Origin of the sequence: Nostoc sp. DedQUE12b (genome assembly GCF_034530835.1) — a bacterium.
Classification (GTDB): Bacteria; Cyanobacteriota; Cyanobacteriia; order Cyanobacteriales; family Nostocaceae; genus Nostoc.
In genome coordinates this window covers 1-18,972 of sequence record NZ_JAVRCI010000009.1, presented here as the reverse complement: position 1 = coordinate 18,972, position 18,972 = coordinate 1, and the positions used below count along the sequence as shown (strand labels likewise).

Genomic DNA, 18,972 nt, shown 5'->3' with positions numbered 1-18,972 from the left:
TTAGCGAATATATGACCCCGACTGTCTCTCAATCCCAGAGCAAATTTATCTCACAAGCAATTGAGCAACTGCGCTCTTTTTGTCAAGTTAATCTTCAGTCTACGTGGCTATATCAGGAATCTGACCTAGTTATTACTGATGTTGTAGCTGCTGATTTGTCTCATTGGCAACCTGCCCAGTTGAATGCTAAAGAACATATTGCTTGGACGGGTGGGAAAAAAGTGCTATGGCTAGTGCAAAGATTGGTGGTTCCCCAAGATTTACACGGTTATCCCTTAGCGGGATTATCTTTGCGGCTGGCGCTGGTTTGGTGGGCGGATTCTGCTGAGATTTATGTAAATGGCGAGTTAGTGCTGGAGGGTGATTTATTTGATTGTTCGCCGAGAGTGCTTCTGTGGCAGGGGGTGACAGCAGGGGAAGAATTCACTGTGGCTTTGCGGTTAGTCAGTCCGGGACATTGTGATGGTGCTTTAGTGCGATCGCTCCTAGTTTATGAGTCTTATGTTGATAATAATCCCGATCCGGGTTTTGTGGCTGATGAGTTAGCTGTGGTGCAACTTTATTTAGAAAAATTTGCGCCGGAGAGGTTGGATGTTTTAGCGGCGATGGTGGGGGAGATTACGAACCGCAGAGGCGCAGAGGGCACGGAGGAAGAGAAGGGAGAGTTGGTAAAGTCGTTTTTATCTCTACGCCAAAATTTAATTCAATCCGATATCTTAGCCCCCCAATTGATCGGGGGTTGGGGGGATCAAAAATCTAAAATTTTCTTGTTGGGTCATGCTCACTTAGATTTAGCATGGCTATGGCCTGTAAGTGAAACTTGGAATGCGGCGCAAAATACTTTTGAGTCGGTTCTGAAGTTGCAAGCAGATTTTCCTGAGTTAATTTTTTGCCATTCAAGTCCCGCACTTTATGCTTGGATTGAAGAACATCGCCCGGATTTGTTTAGGGAAATTCAAGCACAGGTAGCCGCCGGACGTTGGGAAGTTGTCGGCGGAATGTGGGTGGAACCGGAACTCAACCTAATTGCTGGTGAATCAATAGTCCGTCAGCTACTGTATGGTCAGCGCTATATCCAGGAGAAATTTGGCAAGTTTTCAACTGTGGAATGGGTTCCAGATTCTTTTGGTTTCTGTGCAACTTTACCGCAGTTTTTCGCTAATGCCGGAATTGAGTATTTTGTGACGCAGAAGTTGCGGTGGAATGATACTACTAAATTTGATTATGGGGCTTTTTGGTGGCGATCGCCTGACGGTAGCAAAGTCTTTAGTTTGATGTCTGCACCCATCGGTGAAGCTATAGACCCTGTTAAAATGGCAACTTATGCTCTTGAGTGGCAAACCCAAACTAGTTTACCAGAATCCCTCTGGCTTCCCGGTGTCGGCGACCACGGCGGCGGCCCCACCCGTGATATGTTAGAAACCGCCCAACGCTGGCAAAAGTCACCTTTGTTCCCAGACTTAGAATTTACGACGGCTGAAAAGTATTTACAGCAAATCAGTAAAGAAGGCAGGAGGCAGGAGGCAGAAGGCAGAAGGCAGAAGGCAGAAGGCAGGAGGCAGGAGGCAGAAGTCAGAAGGCAGGAAGCAGAAAGTACTAGTTATAATTCTCTCCCCTTATCCTCCCCTGCTTCCGCTGCCCTCACTCCCTTCCCCATCTGGAATGACGAACTATACTTAGAATTTCATCGCGGTTGCTATACTACCCACGCAGATCAAAAACGCTGGAATCGCCGTTGTGAAAATTTATTATATCAAGCTGAACTATTTGCTACCTTGGCAAGCGTAAGCTGTGGTTTGACATATCCTAAAGCAGAAATTGAAGCAGCTTGGAAACTGGTGTTATTTCAACAGTTTCACGATATTTTACCTGGTTCTTCAATTACCCAAGTTTACACAGATGCGTTGCCCCAATGGCAGCAAGTGGAACAAGTGGGAACGAAAATATTACAGGAATCACTTTTAGCGATCGCATCTCACATTACCCTATCAGAACCACCAAAACCTGATAGTCTACCTATTTTTGTTTTCAATTCTCTTAATTGGCAACGTTCTGAGGTAATCTCTGTAGCCTTGCCCACACCACCAACAACTACCCAAGAATGGCAGATTTACGATGCTTCTGGAAACCAGCTAGTCTCCCAACTATCTGAACCATCAACCCTACTATTTCTCGCCACCGAAATTCCACCCGTAGGCTACCGCATATTTTGGCTTTCCCCTTCACTCTCCAGTCCAGACGAAATTAATCGCCTCTCTCCCTCATTTCCCCTACTCTTCTCAGACTGGATTTTAGAAAATGAATTCTTGCAAGTTGTTATAGATCCCGACACCGGAGATTTATCAAGTGTTTTTGACAAAACTTATCAGCGAGAAGTTTTGAGTGGGGCGGGGAATCAACTGCAAGCTTTTAAAGACAGTGGGCAATATTGGGATGCCTGGAATATAGACCCCAATTATGCTCAACATCCCTTACCCTCAACAAATCTTCAATCTATTCAGTGGTTAGAACAAGGCCCAGTGCAAAGTTGTGTACGCGTGGTGCGTCAGTTGGGTGAATCGGAATTTTGCCAAGACTATATTCTGCAAGCTGGTTCACCTCTGCTGAACATCGCTACAACTGTGAATTGGCAAGAAAATCATGTCTTAGTGAAAGCTGCTTTTCCTCTAAATATTGAAGCCGACTTTGCTACTTATGAAATTCCCTGTGGCGCGATTCGCCGCCCAACTAAACCGCAAACCCCCGCAGAACAAGCAAAATGGGAAGTTCCTGCTTTGCGTTGGGCTGATTTAACAGCAGAAGAAACACAGACAAATACTGCAATCCCAAATCGTTATGGTGTCAGTTTGCTCAATGATTGTAAATACGGTTATGACAGCAAACCAAATCAACTCCGCCTAACACTGCTACGCAGTTCTAATTGGCCAGACTCAAAAGCTGATCGAGGTTTTCATGAGTTCAAATATACCTTGTATCCTCATGCTGATAGCTGGGAATCAGCCCATACAGTACGGCGTGGCTATGAATTGAATATACCGTTGCAAGTGATATTCAATTGGCCACTGGCTAAACCCTCCCCTACCGCTATCGGCACTATTGAAGGAGTAAGTTTTCTAGATTTATCAGCTGAAAATTTAATCTTGATGGCCTTGAAACCATCTGAAGATGATCCACAGCAGTTAATTCTGCGATGTTATGAATCTCACGGAGAAACAGCCGAGTTATCTTTGCAAAGTGATTTAGGTTTAAATCTCGAAAATACAGTAGATTTATTAGAGCGTTCCGCTAGTAGTGAATTTGCATCTCAGCAACAAATTTTGATGATACAACCTTGGAAAATCGCCAATTTCAAAGTGATACCAGCGATTAATCGCAGACTGGAGTGAGCCACTATAGTTAATAGACTTCTTGGCATTTGTCGGGGTAAAGGGGAAGGTGGGGCCCCCTCTGGGGATAAGGGGCGGGGGAAAAGGGTAAAGAAACTCAAAATCCTTTCCCTTTAACCTTTTTCCTTTTCCCTCTCTTGCAAAAATATATTTTTGCAAGAGGTCTAATGTTTAGTGGTTACTAACCATTAGACATCTGGTGAAATTAAATATGTGTTATCTAAAACCCTTGTAGAGATGTAGCAGTGCGTCTCTACATTCTTTTTCACTAGATTTCTATTAACAATTGGCTTATTTATATCACTAGCCCTCAATAGACATCTTTAATATCATGTTTGCGTAATCAGTCATGATTCCCCTAATCATTGCACCCCACACGCTAGATGCTCCACTTGGGGAGACCCCAGACGCTCGCAGGCTCGCTAACGCTGCGCTATCGCCCTTGGCGTCTCCCCTTGGGAGAAGACCGCACTGGCTCCCCTTAATCCCCTCCTCGCAGGTGGGGTGGGGATTAAGGGTTTAATAAATAATCTAAGCGGACATGATATAAAAACTAATTATCTGCCTTATCCGAAATCCTTAGTAGGCAAAATTCATGTAGCCGGAAGCTTCGCGTACCACTTCATAGAAGCAAGCTACGCGTAGCCTCTCTGTTAGGAGAAGGGTATTATGCCTACGTCATTTTCACTAATATCTGTAATAGCGTCGTCGGATAATCTGGTATCGTCCGAAGGGCTCCCGTCGTTCGATAATCTGGCGTCGTCCAAAGCCCTGCTGTCGTAGGATAATCTGGCGTTGTCCAAAGCCCTGCCCTCGTCGGATTCTCTGGTATCGTCCGAAGGGCTGCCCTCGTCGGATTCTCTGGTATCGTCCGAAGCCCTGTCCTCGTCGGATTCTCTGGTATCGCCCGAAGCCCTGCCCTCGTCGGATTCTCTGGTATCGTCCGAAGCCCTGCCCTCGTCTATAGTATCGTCTTGACCGCCGTTGAGCAATCAAAACCTCCCCGGTTTTATTTCCAACCAGGTTAGTATCTGGTGCAACGCTCTGTTCATTCAGAGCATTACTTAGAGAAATATCTTTCGCTTCAGCTAATGAGGGCGGAGACATAAAGGCAAATAGCAACACTGCTATTGAGGATAGTTTCCTAAAACCTTTCATGTTTTTGCTTCTCTAAACTTTCGGTAATAACTTTATTAAAACACTTAAAGTTTGAAAATTACCGCTCGCGCACTTTTTTAAACTTAATTTAGTATAAAATTCAATATTGCTAATTTCACCCCTTTGTATAATTTTAGTTTTTATAAGCCTGTGTATATAAATAGCTTGTATTTAACAGGATGTAATTTTTTTCACCGCATATATAAAGTATACAGTTATTAATTAAACAAGCTAAATTTTTGATTGCGAGATTGGTTCAAAACCCTTGCTGGTCAAGGGAAATATCCTCCCAACTTTTGATTTAGAAAAACCTTGTATCGGACTTATCTCTATTGCACAAGATGTATAAAAACTATATCAAATACAAACTATAACTGCTAAATATTCTTAGTGGAAGCTATAAATAATAATCTGTCTCTGGATTTCTAGCTTCAGGCAACTATCTTGTTAAGTGCTGCGTTTTCCTATCTTCTGCCTTACTTCTCTACAAGAGGCTGCGGCAACGACTACGCTCAGTGACCAATTGCTTTCTGCTTCCTGTCTGATTGTTGAGTTTCGACTACGCTCAACTGCTGCGTAGTCGAAACACTGCCTTAAACATCCTTTAAGGATATCTTCTGCTACCTCCACCCACTACACCAATTTTGTGGCGATAGGAGAGTTCAGCGCCGAACCAACCAGAAGCACTGGTTAGCGTACCGACAACAAGCGAGATTAACAGTCCCCAAGGTACGATTCGGGATTCAGCATCACCCAAGCGTAGGAGAAAGTTAACGAGTGATAAAACTAGTATAGAAACGTTAAGTATTAGATGTGTCCAACCGGCGGCGCGCTTGCGGACTCGTTCAATTTTCAAAAAGTCGCTCAGACCGGTCGCTGCTGCGATTAAGCCTCCAGCTAATCCAAGTCCAATTAACCATAGCGAAGCCCTAGCCCAAAAGAAATCACCAGTTAACCAGTAACCAATATCACTTCCCAAGGCGGCGGCTAAAAAGGCTATAGGAAAGATTACGCTTAAGGGGTGTAGGGGATGTCCGGCGATCGCAACTGTACTGGGTACACCAGTATCACGATACTCACTATCGTTACTTTCAATAAGTGGTGGAATATTAGGGAAAGGTGTTGAACCTGTTTGTGTTGTTTCTGTAGTTTCCATTATTAGTATCCTGAATTTATGAACGTTACACTTTTAAGCTGAAGGAATTTTTTCCACATACGCTTCAGCCTGTAAGATTAGTTTACCTACTTCTACTTTTAGTTGGTTGACTTGTAGACTCATACCATCTAAATCAAAGTTACTTAAATTCAAAATTTCGCTAGTTTGATCGATCAAAGCTTTTGTCAACTCTGGCGATATTTCCTCACTTTCGCCATACTCGACATTTTCCAAAGCAACACTTTTTCCATTACTGCTAATTCTGGGGACTGCGGAAAAAGCAACTTGCTGATTTTCAGCAGTTTCTACTAATTTTATGCTGGCATTGAGTGCTACTTTCCCATCACCCGGTAATCGAAAATCTACATCTTGAGGTTCAATAGTCCTCAGTTGCCCGTTAATATGTATTTTTTGACTTTGCAGTTGTGAACGCACATATTCGGAATTGAAGGCACGATTAATATCAGCTTCAGTTAACACAACCTGTGCATGAGCTTTAGTCGGTTTAGTTAGTTCAATTTTGCCAAAAGCCACACTTAGAGGATTAATGGCAACGCTAGTCATTTGCATTTCCAATTCCTCCATGCGGAGGTCTTTCTGCATAACCAAACCTTCTCCTGCAATCTTGACCTGATCCACCTCTCCCTGAACTAGTTTCAGCGGGTCTGTCTTGATGTCTACATCTAAATTTTCTACTTCATCTAATTGACTAGATAATCCTATTTCTGCCGCTTTATTGAGCGCTTGCTCTCCTAATCCAGGATTGTCTGGCATTATGCAAATTAACTCCTAGTTTAAAGCACATCCTTGAGTAAATTTAATAAACTAACAGCAGAGTTTTATCTATCTGGCGATGGAATATAGATTTAAATGTTGTCTATCTAATTTCAAATTTCAATTTCCCTTCTGTACCCCTTTCATCCTTTATTACCTCTGCACTTGAAGCGATATGTTATAAAATTGACATAAACCCAATATTTCGGTTGAGTTCTTCTGACTGCTGGAATCTTTTATACAATGCTCTCAGAACGTTTTACCGCAGCCCTTACCTACGCCACCCAACTACACGCTAACCAAGTTCGTAAAGGTTCAGGCGTCCCTTATGTTGCCCATTTATTAGGTGTCGCCAGTATTGCTTTAGAATACGGGGCAAATGAAGATGAAGCGATCGCAGCTCTGTTACACGATGCGATCGAAGACCAAGGTGGCGCTGCAACACGAGAAGAAATTCGCCGTCGCTTTGGTGACAATGTAACGGCAATTGTAGATGGTTGTACTGACGCTGATACAACTCCAAAACCCCCTTGGCGACAGCGCAAGGAAGCATACATTGCTCATATTCCTACTGCTTCCCCATCAGTCCTGCTTGTGTCATTAGCAGATAAACTTTATAACGCCCAATCTATTCTCAAAGATTATCGGATTTTGGGCGAATCACTTTGGGAACGTTTTCATGGGCGTAAAGAAGGTACTCTTTGGTATTACCGGGCGCTTGTAGATGCCTTTAAAAAGACTGAAACTACTGTAATAATTGAGGAATTAGAACGGGTAATTTCCCAAATTGAGGTGTTAGCATCTAAATAAAAATTTTATTTATCCATAAGTAGAGAAAAAAATTATAAGAATTTAGACAAATAGCTTTTTTACAGACACGATCTAGTCATGTCTCTCACGAATAAATTTTGGCTTTTAGGTTCTCTCTCTAGATAAAAAATCTTTCTCTCGGTAGATAGGTGTACGGAAATTATTATGGCTGCTATGTTACCAATATGACGATAGTAAGAAAAAACACCCTAAATCCAACTGTAAATCCTTCTGTAAGCCCTCCAGAAAACTTGGCAGAAAAGTATATGGAAGCAGAACGTATGCATGATGTTCTGATTTTACTGCAAAACTTGGTTAACAGTGAAGAAGCCACTGTGAAACTAATTCTGGATTGTCTTTATGATGTTGGTTCAGTCAATCTGATTAATCAAAAGCTTCGCCTGAAACCCTTAAACAGGGTGATGAAATTAATTGCCCGAATGTCGAAACCAGTTTTTAAAACCTTAGCTCTCAATTGGTTTAAAAAGAACTGTCCCCAACTGATTACTAATTGGCTGCACACACAAGTCTCGTTTGAAAATCTCCAAAAGACACCCGAACAAGTAGCTATTGAAGTTGTACAACTAGAACCATATTCCATACCACAAAGAGAAAGTTTGAGCCAAGAGATTAAAAATCTGCGTTATCAGGTGAGATGGCTAGCTGGAATCTCAATAATGGCGATCGCTGTTTTAATAGTAAGAGCCACTTGGTTAAACTGAAATCTATAAATGATAAATGATAATTTATGAATTATGAGTATTATGCCTCTGCCCAAACCGATTTTAGAGGATATAGAAATACACCTGCTATTAGAGGGTGTGTATCAGTACTACGGTTATGACTTTCGCAATTATGCTCTTTCCTCACTGAAGCGTCGTATTCAGGGCTTCATGCAATTAGAAGGGTTAGCAAATGTTTCTGCATTACAAGAGCGATTACTCCACAACCGCCCCTATTTAGAAAGATTTTTGCTTGCTCTGACGGTGAATGTAACATCCATGTTTCGCGATCCCAGCTTTTATAATACTTTCAGAAATCAGGTTATTCCCTTCTTACAAACCTATCCGTTTATTCGCATCTGGCACGCTGGATGTTCAACTGGTGAAGAAGTTTATTCAATGGCAATTTTACTGCAAGAAGAAGGACTTTATCACCGTTGCCGCATATATGCCACTGATACGAATGAGAAGGTATTACAAAATGCCAAAAGTGGGATTTTCTCGCTGAAAATGATGCAGGAATATACTCAGCTTTATCTAAGAGCAGGCGGCAAGAAGTCTTTCTCAGAATATTATACAGCAGCTTATGACAATGCTATTTTTCGAGCGTCCCTAAGAGAAAATGTTGTTTTTGCCCAGCACAATTTAGCCACTGATAGTTCTTTTAATGAGTTTAATGTGATTCTTTGTCGTAATGTCCTCATATATTTTAATCAGGCACTCCAAAAGCGAGTACACGAACTGTTTTATAATAGCCTTTGTACTTTTGGCATCTTGGGTTTAGGAAGACAAGAATCTATCAGATTCACCTCTTATGAGCCTTACTATGAAGAGTTAGTCAAGGGCGAGAAAATATATAAAAAAATAGCAGGTATGTGAAAAGAATGCTTTGAATGGATAATTGAATTATGAATTATGAATTATCCTAAAATAGCTAATGCCCAATATCCCAAAAATTATGAATAAAATTGCGCTCGTTGTCAAAAGACAGTCTGTCAAACATTTTTTATTGTGTTAAGAAGATAGATTTAGCGAGCGTTTAAGGTAAATTACACATTAAAGTCTTAAAGGAGATTGTCGATGCAACTTCTAGAATGTCCTCCGGTTGCAGTCATTGCTGGAGAAAATGCGGTTCATGTTTCTCAACTACCTTCTATATGGCAAGACATTGCTAGAGGAACCACGAGTGTCGGACTTTCCCAGCCCCAAAGCTATGTTGAGATGGCACAGCTATTTTTGTATAAATTAGAACGTGGTGATGTTGATTTATTTAGCGATCGCCCCCAATTAGCTCACCTAATACCATCATTTTCCCAATTATTTGCACAACTAGCATGGGAAACCTTAGAGTTTTTTGGGCAAGACTTTCTCAAACACAGCTATCCGAACTTTGCAGAAATTCTTCGTGATGTGGAGTCAAAAGGAATCGATTACGCTGATGAATTAAAAGTGGCTCGCATCGGCATAGATTTATTCAATGAATTTGGTTATGAACTACCAGCAAGTTTTTATCACGTGCATTTAGCACCAATTTACCGCGATCATGTTTTTGAAGAACGTGCCTTACGATTCGATCAGCGCGATATTGAACATAAACGTGCTTGGGATGCCATACTCCATGCGGGTAAGGTATTTGCTATTCAAATGAAGGTGCAAAGTATTGCTTCTAAATACGGTTTTACTTATCAGCATGGCTGCGGTTGCAACTCTCATCTATCTTCCATTGATGTATCTCGTGGGGCGTTTGAATATGAATTGAGTCCCGATAAGCGTCAGCGATGGATTCGGAGTTTCATCTGGACTGCTTGGTATGAGTATGCCTTCTTTGCGATCGTACCTAATACAAGTTATTTGGTTTAACAAGAAAGAATTCAGGAGTTAGGAGTCAGGAGTCAGAATTGAATTGTGTGCGACTATTGTCTCGTTCCCAGTCTCCGACTGGGAATGCTGTTTTAGAGGCTCCGCCTCCCTTGCTGGCGGCAGAGCCACCAGGAGCAGCATTTCCAGCCTCTAGGCTGGAAACGAGATTTAAAAAGGCATTCAGCTTAAGTTGACTCCAATGCGAGTCAGCGTACCCTTGCAGCAAATAAAGCAAGCTATACGGTGCGTCTTATAGAGAACATCTTGATTCTTACCGGAGGCAGAATGTCTCCGGCTCCACTTCTGAATTCTGACTTCTGAATTCTCCTTCAAGAAATCGGTTCAAAAACCATTTGAGGAATTAACACTTCATCTTGTAATTGTCCAACACCTAAAAAACGAGTCTCTTCTTGATAAACTCGCACTATCCCAGTAACCTCAGAATTTAGAGAAACCCGTTGACCTTGACACCATTTTTGAGCAGATGTTGCTGGTAAAGTCACAGACAACAAATGTTGTAACGCTGCATCAGAGGCAAGAGGTTGAAATGTCCCGCCTTGCAATTTAGCTTCTAAGTCGGTAAAAGTGAGACTATCTGTTAAATCGAAACCACTGCTTTCGGTACGGATCAAAGCCGCCAGAGTGCCACCAGTTTCTAAGATTGCACCTAAGTCACGAGCGATCGCTCTAATATATGTACCAGATCCACAGGCGATCGCCACATCCAATTCGGGAAAATCTCCTTCTCTCCAGTCCAAAATTTCTATGTGAAAAATTTCCACTGTTCGCACTGGAACTTCCACCATTTTCCCTTGGCGTGCTAAGTCGTAGAGACGTTTCCCGTCCACTTGAATTGCACTATAATTCGGTGGGATTTGCTCAATCTTGCCTTCAAATTGTGCCAGTGCAGTTTTCACCTCTTCTAAACTCAATCCACCACAAGCTTGAGAACTAATGATTTCACCTTCTAAATCATCAGTTGTAGTCCGCATACCCAGACGAATCGTAGCCTTGTAAGCTTTGTTTTCTGGCAGATATTGCAATAATCTTGTGGCTTTACCAAGTGCGATCGGTAAGACCCCTGTTGCTGCTGGATCTAAGGTTCCCGCATGTCCTACACGTTTGAGGCGCAACAATTTTCGCACCCGCGCTACGCAGTCGTGGGAAGTCCAGTCAAATGGTTTGTTTAAGTTGAGAAAACCTTGAAATAACACAAAATCAATACTTACAGTTTCTAAACTCTATTAAATACTTATTTAATGCTCAAAGCATTAATATTTAGCAATTAAAGTTTATCGAAACAGAATTCAGGAGTCAGGAGTCAGAATTCATTCTGACCGAAAAAGCAGATAGCGAGTCGTAGAAAGCGTCTTGATTCTGAATTCTGAATTCTGCATTATTCTTCAATTAAGCATTATTTTATAGGTATCAAGACATTCTCTAAGCACTTTACAGGAAAATATCCAAAAATGCAGATAACGCCGAGTATTTTCCGCAAATATCACGATGTCATTTCTAACTTCCAAGATATAAAACTGTAATAATCAAGAAATCTCATGAAAAACTTCATGAAATTTTTGATTGACAATCAAAAATTTTACCTGTAGCGCTTTGAGCAAAACAACTATCAATAGTTTTTACGAACATAAATCAAATGAAAAAATCAATCTTCACTACTACATTGCTTTTTTGCTCTATGTTGATTGTGAGTTGTAGTAACTCTGGCAATAGTGCTTCTCAAGAGAATAAAGTTAATCCAGTAAATACTGCAACAGCTACCCAAGCTAATTCTGAATCTATTTCTGTAAATCAAGTAAAACTAGATAATAGCAAAAAAACTATTAAGTCAGCATCAACTGAAAAAACATCTCCTAAAAAGAATCAATCTAAGGAAATTAAAAACGATAATCCAAGTTCTGGTACTATCAAAGATATGCAAAACGGGGACTTAAAATGCTACGTTACTATTGTCGATGAAAATGGTAAAGTACATGAAAGTGTCGGTGCAACCTTTGATGTTTGCGAACCAGAGAAATACGTTAACAAAAAAGTAAAAATGCTTTATTCTTTAGAGAACGTCAATGATTGCCAAAGTTCTGAGCCTTGCGGGAAAACAATCAAAGAATGGTTGATTAGCAAGATAGAAATTCAAGAGCAATAATTACAATATGCTTTTTAAAGTTATCTAAATCAAGTGGATGATGGGGATAGTTGACCAGTTGGGCATATCTTCGGTAAGCTAACTGTAACTTTAGTTCCTTGCCCCACTTCACTTGACAAAGTAATATTGCCACTATGTAACTCGACACAAGCTTTAGCGATCGCTAGCCCTAAGCCTGTACCAGGAATTGTGTCAACGTTACTTCCACGACTAAAGGATTGAAACAAATTTTCTTGATCTGCCATCGGGATACCAATTCCCCCATCTTTGATGTAAAAGCTGACTTCTGATTCTTTGCCGATCAGGTGGAATTCTACACTGCCTCCATCTGGAGAGTACTTAATTGCATTGGACATTAAGTTAATAAAAATTTGTTGCAAAAGTCCGCGATCGCCCCAAAATCCATGATGATTACCAGTAATTTTAAAAATCAATTCGTGGCGATCGCCTACTGTTTCTCGCTCTTGTTCTAAAAGGTCAGAAAAAAATTGTAGTAAATCGACTGAGATTGGTTGAAACTTGGGTTTTTCCAGTTCAAGTTGGTTAACCAGAAGCATATTATCCACGAGTTTGGACATATACCTTGCTTTCTGTTCAATGATTCCTAAAAATCTCTGTTGTTTGGACTCATCTAATTGCTGGCTATGTTTTACCAAAGTTGATGCCGCAGCCAGAATTGAAGTTAGCGGCGTTCGATACTCATGGGAAACCGTTGTAATTATTTGGGATTTAAATACATTGAGTTGCTTTTCTTTGGCAAGGGCTGCTTGAGTTTGGGCTAACAATTCCGCCTGTTGAATAGCGATCGCTAATTGCACTGATACTTCATTGAGCATTTCTGCATCATCAGTTTGCCACTGTCGCTCCCCGGAATTATGGTGAGCAATCAATAAACCCCAAAGCTTGGGTGTTGGGTTCCCATTGTTGCTCAGATTAATCGGAACTACCAGATTTGCCTTAGTATTAAATTGCTTTTTTAGATTGACACAATTACACAAGCCAAGCTCATAGATATAAGGGATTGGGGATTGAGAATTGGGCACAAGAGGCAGAGGGGCACAAGGGCGCAGGGGCATAGGAGAAAAACCTACTGCAACTTCCTCCCTGCTCCTCTGCTCCTCTGCTCCTCTGTCACTGAGCGTAGTCGAAGTGCTGCTCCTCTGCTCCCCAGTCCTAGCCCCGACGCGATCGCACAATGCCACAGTGCTGTATGACTCAACTGATGAGGCGACTATTTTACCATCTGTATCTGGGGCAAACTGATAAACCATCACGCGATCGCACTTTAGAAGTTGTTGTACTTCGGCTACAGCCGTATTCAAAATTTGCTCTAGATTAAGAGACTGGCGAATTCGTAAAGCAGTTGTGGCAATTAAGCGTTGTCTCTCTTGAGTTTTAACCAGTTGGGCTTGCAAGTACGATTGTTTAATGGCGTTGCGGACTGCTAGTTGCAGCACATCTTGTGTAAGATGTTGCTTAACTAAATAATCCAAAGCACCCCGTTTCATTACCTGCACAGCGATTTCTTCATCGCCGCGCCCTGTCAACATAATCACGGGGATAGAAGTCTTAAATATCTCCTGCTGGATGCGATCAAAAAGTTCTAACCCACTCATATCAGGTAGGCAAAAATCTAGCAAAATGACATCGCAACGTACTTGTTGGCACAAAGCAAGTCCTTCTTCTGCACAGTCTGCCTCCAAAATCTGGTAGGACTGGTGCGGATCTTTCAAAAGATATCGACGATAGATTTTCCGATCTGCGGCACAATCATCGATGATAAGTAGCGTCCATGTGTCCAACATAAGGTTATGAGGATCAGGGAGCCATATAGATCCCTTTTATCCAGATTGTGTTTTCTTGCATAATTCTAAAAATAATATAAAATAAGTGTAAATAAAATCTAAATTCTTTAGTAATCCTAAAGAAATACCAAATAGTCAAAAAATAGAAAAATCGGAAAAAGGAATCTAACAGAGACAAGCAGACACAGTGACCCAAAGAGGAAAGTGTCTCTGTGTCCTCTGAGCCGTCTCCTTTATTATCGTTTTTCCCTTACTGTTACATCAACAAAAAATAAACAACTTAATCCAACACAGGCGGCGTATTGGCTTCAAGCCAGTAGTCTACAAATGCCTGGATCGTCTTTTTTAGTTCCTGAGCATCCATCGGTTTTACCAGATATCCATTTGCGCCCTTTTGGTAGCACAATTCAATATCCTTGGGGTTAGATGATGTGGTAAAAACAACGATGGGGATTCCCTTGAAAGTCTTATCTTGCTTGAGCCGATCTAAAATGTCACGCCCATCAATACCTGGCAAATTCAGATCGAGCAAGATTACAGAGGGTCGTAATACTACTTTAGGGTTAGGTGGGTCTTCGCCCTTCGTGTAGGCATTGTTCCCCAGTTGATAGAGGAACTCTAAAACCTCATCCCCATTAGTACAACGGTGTATGGGGTTCTGGACGGACATACGCCGCATCAGACGTTGCAGCATCCGAAAATCTTCATTGCTGTCCTCAACAACGAGCAGCGGTTCATGAAGTTTTTTTGTCATTCGTAGTCTTAAAAGAGCTTAACAAAAATATATATTTAGTCATTATCTTAAACTATTCCAACGTAAAATAAAAAATTGAGCCAACGCCTACAGTAGATTTCACCCAAATTTTACCGTTATGAAGCTCAACAATCTTCTTAACAATAGCTAGTCCAGCACCGGCTCCTCCACCGTATTTTTCCTGGGAATGGAGCCGCTTAAATAATCTAAAGATAGTTTCTAGGTGATGGTATGGAATTCCAATACCATTATCTCGGATATAAAATATTGGGCATGGGGCATGGGTTATTCCCCTTGTCTCCCCCTGCTCCTCTGCCTCTTCTTGAGAAAAGTAGCCAATCTCAACCCATTGCTCTGCTTTCTCGTTGTATTTGAACGCATTACCAAGCAGATTACTGAAGACTTCATTAACCAGCACTTGATCGCACAAAACTGTTGGTAAAGGCCGAGGAATGCGAATATCCATAAGCCCAGAATCTTGACGACTAGCACGAAAAATGTCAATTACTTGGTTGAGTAATTCGTTGAGGTCAGTTGCTTGCAAACGCAGTTGTGCTTGTCCTAACTGCGATAACCGCAGCAGAGCATTAATCAGAGTTTCCATGCGTACAGACAAGGATACCACTGTTTGCAAGCACTCAATTCCATCATCATCTAATACTTGGGCATAGTCTTCTAGCAGCACTGTCGAGAAGTTATAAATGCCTCGCAAAGGTTCCTTGAGGTCATGGGAAGCGGCGTAGGCAAAGGATGCTAGTTCTTGGTTGCTGCGCTCTAACTCCAGGTTGATTTTAGCTAATTCATCCGCTTTCGAGAGTACAATACCAACGATCGCATTATTCAAAGCGATCGCACTGTCAAGTTCGCAAGCTTTCCAGGGTAGAGAAGTTAATCTAACCGTTTCTTGCCATTGTTCAAAGGATTTTCGGGGAGACAGGGTATAGCTACCGTCTGCCTGTGCTTGCATGGATTCTTGTGGATTTCCTGCCCAGTGTACCGTTTGAAGAACTTCAGGGCGAAACCAAAGGATATAATAGCGCCGAATTTTAGAAATCCGCAGTAGCAACAAGCCACTAGCAGTATCTTTAAATACTAGTGCTTCTTGGTAAAGCTTCGGCAGAGAATCAGTAGCAAACAGATTGTCACTAACTTGGGTATTCGCCCATTCAATGAGTGCCCGAACTTCATCAATATTCGGTGTTGTTCCCACAAGGGTAATTTCATTATCCAGACAAACCGCCGCTCCTGAAGCACTAACAAGATCGAGCAAGCGGATTTCCGGTTTGATGAGGGCATCGATAAAATTGTCTGCTTGGGAAATAGATTCTAGAAACTCAGACTGTAGCGATTTGAGTTTTACTTTATAATCCCATTCCGAGTTACTAATTTTGTGTGCTAATTCTGAAGATGCAATCTGTCCCAAAAATTCGCACATCTTGCGGACTTCGTAAGAAATATACTTTGGTGTTTGATGGTGACAGGATATTAATCCCCAAAGTTTCTGCTCTTGAATAATTGAAATCACTAAAAGAGCCTTCACCCCCATATTTTGATGATATTCAGTACAACACCAATCAAAACTCCGCAGCAGACAGTAGCTTAAGTCAAGATGCTGATGTGTTGTCGGATTTTCCGTTGGAACTAGTTTGACAGGTTCGGCAGTCAAATCGGGGAGAAATCTCAGAAAGCAGCGCGTGTATAACTCCCTAGCCTGCGCTGGAATATCTGTAGCGGGATAGTGGAGTCCTAAATAAGGTGATAAATCTTCCCGTTTAACTTCTGCAACCACAGAACCCGCTTCTGACTCGTCAAATTGATAAACCATCACCCGGTCGAAACCGATGATTTTTTGGACTTCTTCAGCTACTAAATGCAAAAATTCTCCCAAATTCGATGTCTTTTGCATTTTAGCGATCGCTTCACTCGCAAAACTATGAAAGTTTAAGAAACTCATCTCAAATTCCGAGTCAGTTGGTTCTAGCTCCAGAATCACAGCTTCTTCTGTACGATGAGCAATAGCATCAAAGTATATTTCTCCATATAAAGTATTTATTAATACTTTAAAAATATTAGCGCTGCCAACCTTTTTTACTAAGCACTGCTTGACAATTTCCACTGGCTGAGGTTCAAGTAAATAGCTCAAAGGTTTACTGAGCAAATCTTCTGGAGCTTTACACAAATACACTTGGGTATTGTTACTAACTTGCAGTATCTCTAACTGATTACTGAGTGCCAGGAGAATGCCATGAGGTTGAATAGAGCCAGGTATGTGAATGGGTTTGCGATCGTGGTTAGTCAGGGCAGTAGCTTGGGCTGTAGTATATTCCGGCTGGCTCATAACTTAACTTATGTAAAGCTAGTTTTAAAATAGCGTAATTAAATGTCATATTTCTTTAAAGTATAGGTCGAGAAGTATGAATGCGATCGTATCTATCTGTGCTTGTTACGCTTTTTACAGTTACTAATGTAAGTGAAAATAATTAGAGGATGGTCTAATAACGTGGCAAGGCTTCCGTAGCAAAAATTGAGCCTCTGATTTTATAAAGGTGAAAATCAACTCTACAGACGTAATTAATTACGTCTGTACAAATCAAATAAAAATCATTACATGCAGCAACGCAACACCAATATCCAACATCCAAAATCCGAAGCTGACTATGGTGTTGGGAACTTTTTTTTGAACGAGTTTGGCTGCTTTGATATCCAATAATTGTGCTAATTCAGTTGTATTCAATGACTTAACGAGACTCAAGCCAAGAGGCTTACTAGAAATGCTTTGAGTGTAAGCGGCGTTTAGGTAGGGTGTGTATTGCGGCCTGCCTGCAATGTATGTTTGGAAGAAAGGTAAACTTAAAACATTCATGTAACGACGCGCTTGAGAAGCATCACCAATCATATCAGCAGGTAATGCTACTTGTTGATTTGCAGGATTTGCATTGCCAATGATGGAGAAGTGTGTGCCACCAACAAGCATGACGAGATACTTTTGGGGATTCGTTAACCAGGAAAAAGGTAAAATTTGCTCGGATAAAGCTGGTGCAACAGTATCATCACTACTGCTGACAATCATCACTGGAGTTTTGATTTGACTTAAGCCAGCTTTGCCAAAAATTGAACTAGTAATAGGATTAACTGCGATCGCAGCTTTTACTCTCTCATCCCGCAGGTTATAATCTTTGCCAGACTTGCTGATGCTCAATTCTAAAGCGCGACACTGGAGCAGTAAGGACATATTCCAGGTATTTTGGAGTGCTGCTGGTTGACAGTCTTGTTTTAGCTGCTCAAAGTTGATTTTAGCGCCTGCTAGGGCTAAGGCTGTGTAGCCTCCCAAAGATTGACCAAATACTCCGACTTGTTGCAGATTTAGGCGACCTTTAAACCGTGAATCAAATTGATTACCTTTTTGCAATTGATTCAGTATATATGTTATGTCCAAAGGTCGGTCTTGAAATTCGCTTGGTTCTGCTACTTCAATAGCGCGTCCTTTTAAGAGAGAACGTAATTGTTTCGCATCACTACCAGGGTGATTGGGAACAACGACAGCAAATCCGTAAGAAGCTAAGTGAGTGGCTAAATATTGAAAGTTACTGCTGTCTAAACCCAAGCCGTGAGAAATGACAATTACTGGTGCAGCCTTTTGGGCATTGGGAATGTAAACATCAGTCAATAAAAGTCGATTGCGGGTTGAGTCGAAAAACTTCAGGATGTATTTTTGCGACTGAAATTTTCCCGGAACCTTTAAATCGGGCAATTGCGAGAAATTTGGTTGAGAAATGCTCTCAGCTTCTATTTTAGACTTTTGGGAAACAACTGCGATCGCTTGATGGGTTTGGTTAACAAGTTTCTCCAATTCCGTAGCTATTTCGAAAGTTTCGGCGACATCAAGGCGAATACTGCTGGTGGGATATTTACGCAACACATTTAAAAGTGTCAAGCCTCCCGATTCACCAGAGGCTAAAATTAGCGCCGAACGCAAAGTACTCAATCCTGGTTCTGGCTGATTGGTTTTAATTACTTGCGCCAATCGATGCAGTAAAAATTCTCCTTGGGGTGTGTAGAGAAGTTGCGAAACTACTACTGGACTAACTTTCACACGATTAAGCAAAATCCGCCGTAATTCTTGAAGCTGTTCTAAAGGCAGATATCGCTGATAGGCTGCTAAGTCTTCGTTAATTACACCTGTTTTAGCGTAGTTCTCTAAAGTCCTGACTGAAATAGAAAGCTCTAAAGCTGAATAAGATGCATAAATCCGCTCTGCTGCCAACACAGAATTACTAATTCCAAACGTTGGCAGCACCATTGAAAGAACCAGCAATAAAGAATTTTTTCTGAGGGTGCTGGCCCAATTACCAAACAAACTATTCATCGCTCAACTGTTTCGGTGGT

At 41.4% G+C, this 18,972-nt stretch carries 15 protein-coding genes; 6 read left to right on the top strand and 9 right to left on the bottom strand.

The window, feature by feature from the left end; genetic code table 11:
- The first annotated feature begins 11 nt into the window (after positions 1 to 11).
- Positions 12 to 3,386 carry an alpha-mannosidase gene (locus RMY16_RS06785; RefSeq protein ID WP_322735738.1) on the top strand — a complete coding sequence of 1,125 codons (3,375 nt, stop codon included), beginning with the start codon at positions 12 to 14 and terminating at the stop codon, positions 3,384 to 3,386.
- A 687-nt stretch (positions 3,387 to 4,073) separates the two neighbouring features.
- Here the strand turns inward: RMY16_RS06785 and RMY16_RS06780 are convergent.
- The 3 genes from RMY16_RS06780 to RMY16_RS06770 form a co-directional block, all read right to left on the bottom strand.
- A complete protein-coding gene (locus tag RMY16_RS06780) occupies positions 4,074 to 4,544 on the bottom strand; it encodes a hypothetical protein (protein ID WP_322735737.1) in 471 nt (156 codons plus the stop codon).
- Between the two features lie 604 nt (positions 4,545 to 5,148).
- Positions 5,149 to 5,700: a DUF2231 domain-containing protein gene (locus RMY16_RS06775; RefSeq protein ID WP_322735736.1), complete on the bottom strand. Its 552-nt coding sequence runs from the start codon at positions 5,698 to 5,700 to the stop codon at positions 5,149 to 5,151.
- Positions 5,701 to 5,733: 33 nt separating this feature from the next.
- Positions 5,734 to 6,474, bottom strand: a complete 741-nt coding sequence (locus RMY16_RS06770; RefSeq protein ID WP_322735735.1) for a DUF2993 domain-containing protein — start codon at positions 6,472 to 6,474, stop codon at positions 5,734 to 5,736.
- A 243-nt stretch (positions 6,475 to 6,717) separates the two neighbouring features.
- On the opposite strand from RMY16_RS06770, the gene RMY16_RS06765 reads away from it, so the two are divergent.
- From RMY16_RS06765 to RMY16_RS06750, 4 genes are all read left to right on the top strand, one after another.
- Entirely contained in the window at positions 6,718 to 7,284 is a 567-nt protein-coding gene (locus RMY16_RS06765) for an HD domain-containing protein (protein ID WP_322735734.1), read from the top strand.
- 185 nt (positions 7,285 to 7,469) lie between these two features.
- A complete protein-coding gene (locus RMY16_RS06760; RefSeq protein WP_322735733.1) occupies positions 7,470 to 8,006 on the top strand; it encodes a hypothetical protein in 537 nt (178 codons plus the stop codon).
- A gap of 42 nt (positions 8,007 to 8,048) precedes the next feature.
- Positions 8,049 to 8,885, top strand: coding sequence for a protein-glutamate O-methyltransferase CheR (locus tag RMY16_RS06755; protein WP_322735831.1), 837 nt, complete (start codon positions 8,049 to 8,051; stop codon positions 8,883 to 8,885).
- Positions 8,886 to 9,086: 201 nt separating this feature from the next.
- A complete protein-coding gene (locus RMY16_RS06750; RefSeq protein WP_322735732.1) occupies positions 9,087 to 9,866 on the top strand; it encodes a hypothetical protein in 780 nt (259 codons plus the stop codon).
- Between the two features lie 25 nt (positions 9,867 to 9,891).
- Here RMY16_RS06750 and RMY16_RS06745 read toward each other — a convergent pair whose 3' ends face one another.
- Entirely contained in the window at positions 9,892 to 10,101 is a 210-nt protein-coding gene (locus RMY16_RS06745; protein WP_322735731.1) for a hypothetical protein, read from the bottom strand.
- 94 nt (positions 10,102 to 10,195) lie between these two features.
- Positions 10,196 to 11,080 carry a tRNA pseudouridine(55) synthase TruB gene (gene truB, locus RMY16_RS06740; RefSeq protein ID WP_322735730.1) on the bottom strand — a complete coding sequence of 295 codons (885 nt, stop codon included), beginning with the start codon at positions 11,078 to 11,080 and terminating at the stop codon, positions 10,196 to 10,198.
- A gap of 440 nt (positions 11,081 to 11,520) precedes the next feature.
- Between truB and RMY16_RS06735 the strand changes: the two genes are divergently transcribed.
- Positions 11,521 to 12,027: a hypothetical protein gene (locus RMY16_RS06735; protein WP_322735729.1), complete on the top strand. Its 507-nt coding sequence runs from the start codon at positions 11,521 to 11,523 to the stop codon at positions 12,025 to 12,027.
- A gap of 29 nt (positions 12,028 to 12,056) precedes the next feature.
- Here the strand turns inward: RMY16_RS06735 and RMY16_RS06730 are convergent, their stop codons facing one another.
- From RMY16_RS06730 to RMY16_RS06715, 4 genes are all read right to left on the bottom strand, one after another.
- Complete coding sequence (locus RMY16_RS06730) at positions 12,057 to 13,832, bottom strand: ATP-binding protein (protein ID WP_322735728.1); 1,776 nt, start codon at positions 13,830 to 13,832, stop codon at positions 12,057 to 12,059.
- A gap of 280 nt (positions 13,833 to 14,112) precedes the next feature.
- A complete protein-coding gene (locus RMY16_RS06725; RefSeq protein WP_322735727.1) occupies positions 14,113 to 14,586 on the bottom strand; it encodes a response regulator in 474 nt (157 codons plus the stop codon).
- Between the two features lie 52 nt (positions 14,587 to 14,638).
- Positions 14,639 to 16,924, bottom strand: a complete 2,286-nt coding sequence (locus RMY16_RS06720) for an ATP-binding protein (protein WP_322735726.1) — start codon at positions 16,922 to 16,924, stop codon at positions 14,639 to 14,641.
- 252 nt (positions 16,925 to 17,176) lie between these two features.
- Positions 17,177 to 18,952, bottom strand: a complete 1,776-nt coding sequence (locus RMY16_RS06715; protein WP_322735725.1) for an alpha/beta hydrolase — start codon at positions 18,950 to 18,952, stop codon at positions 17,177 to 17,179.
- Between the last annotated feature and the right edge of the window lie 20 nt (positions 18,953 to 18,972).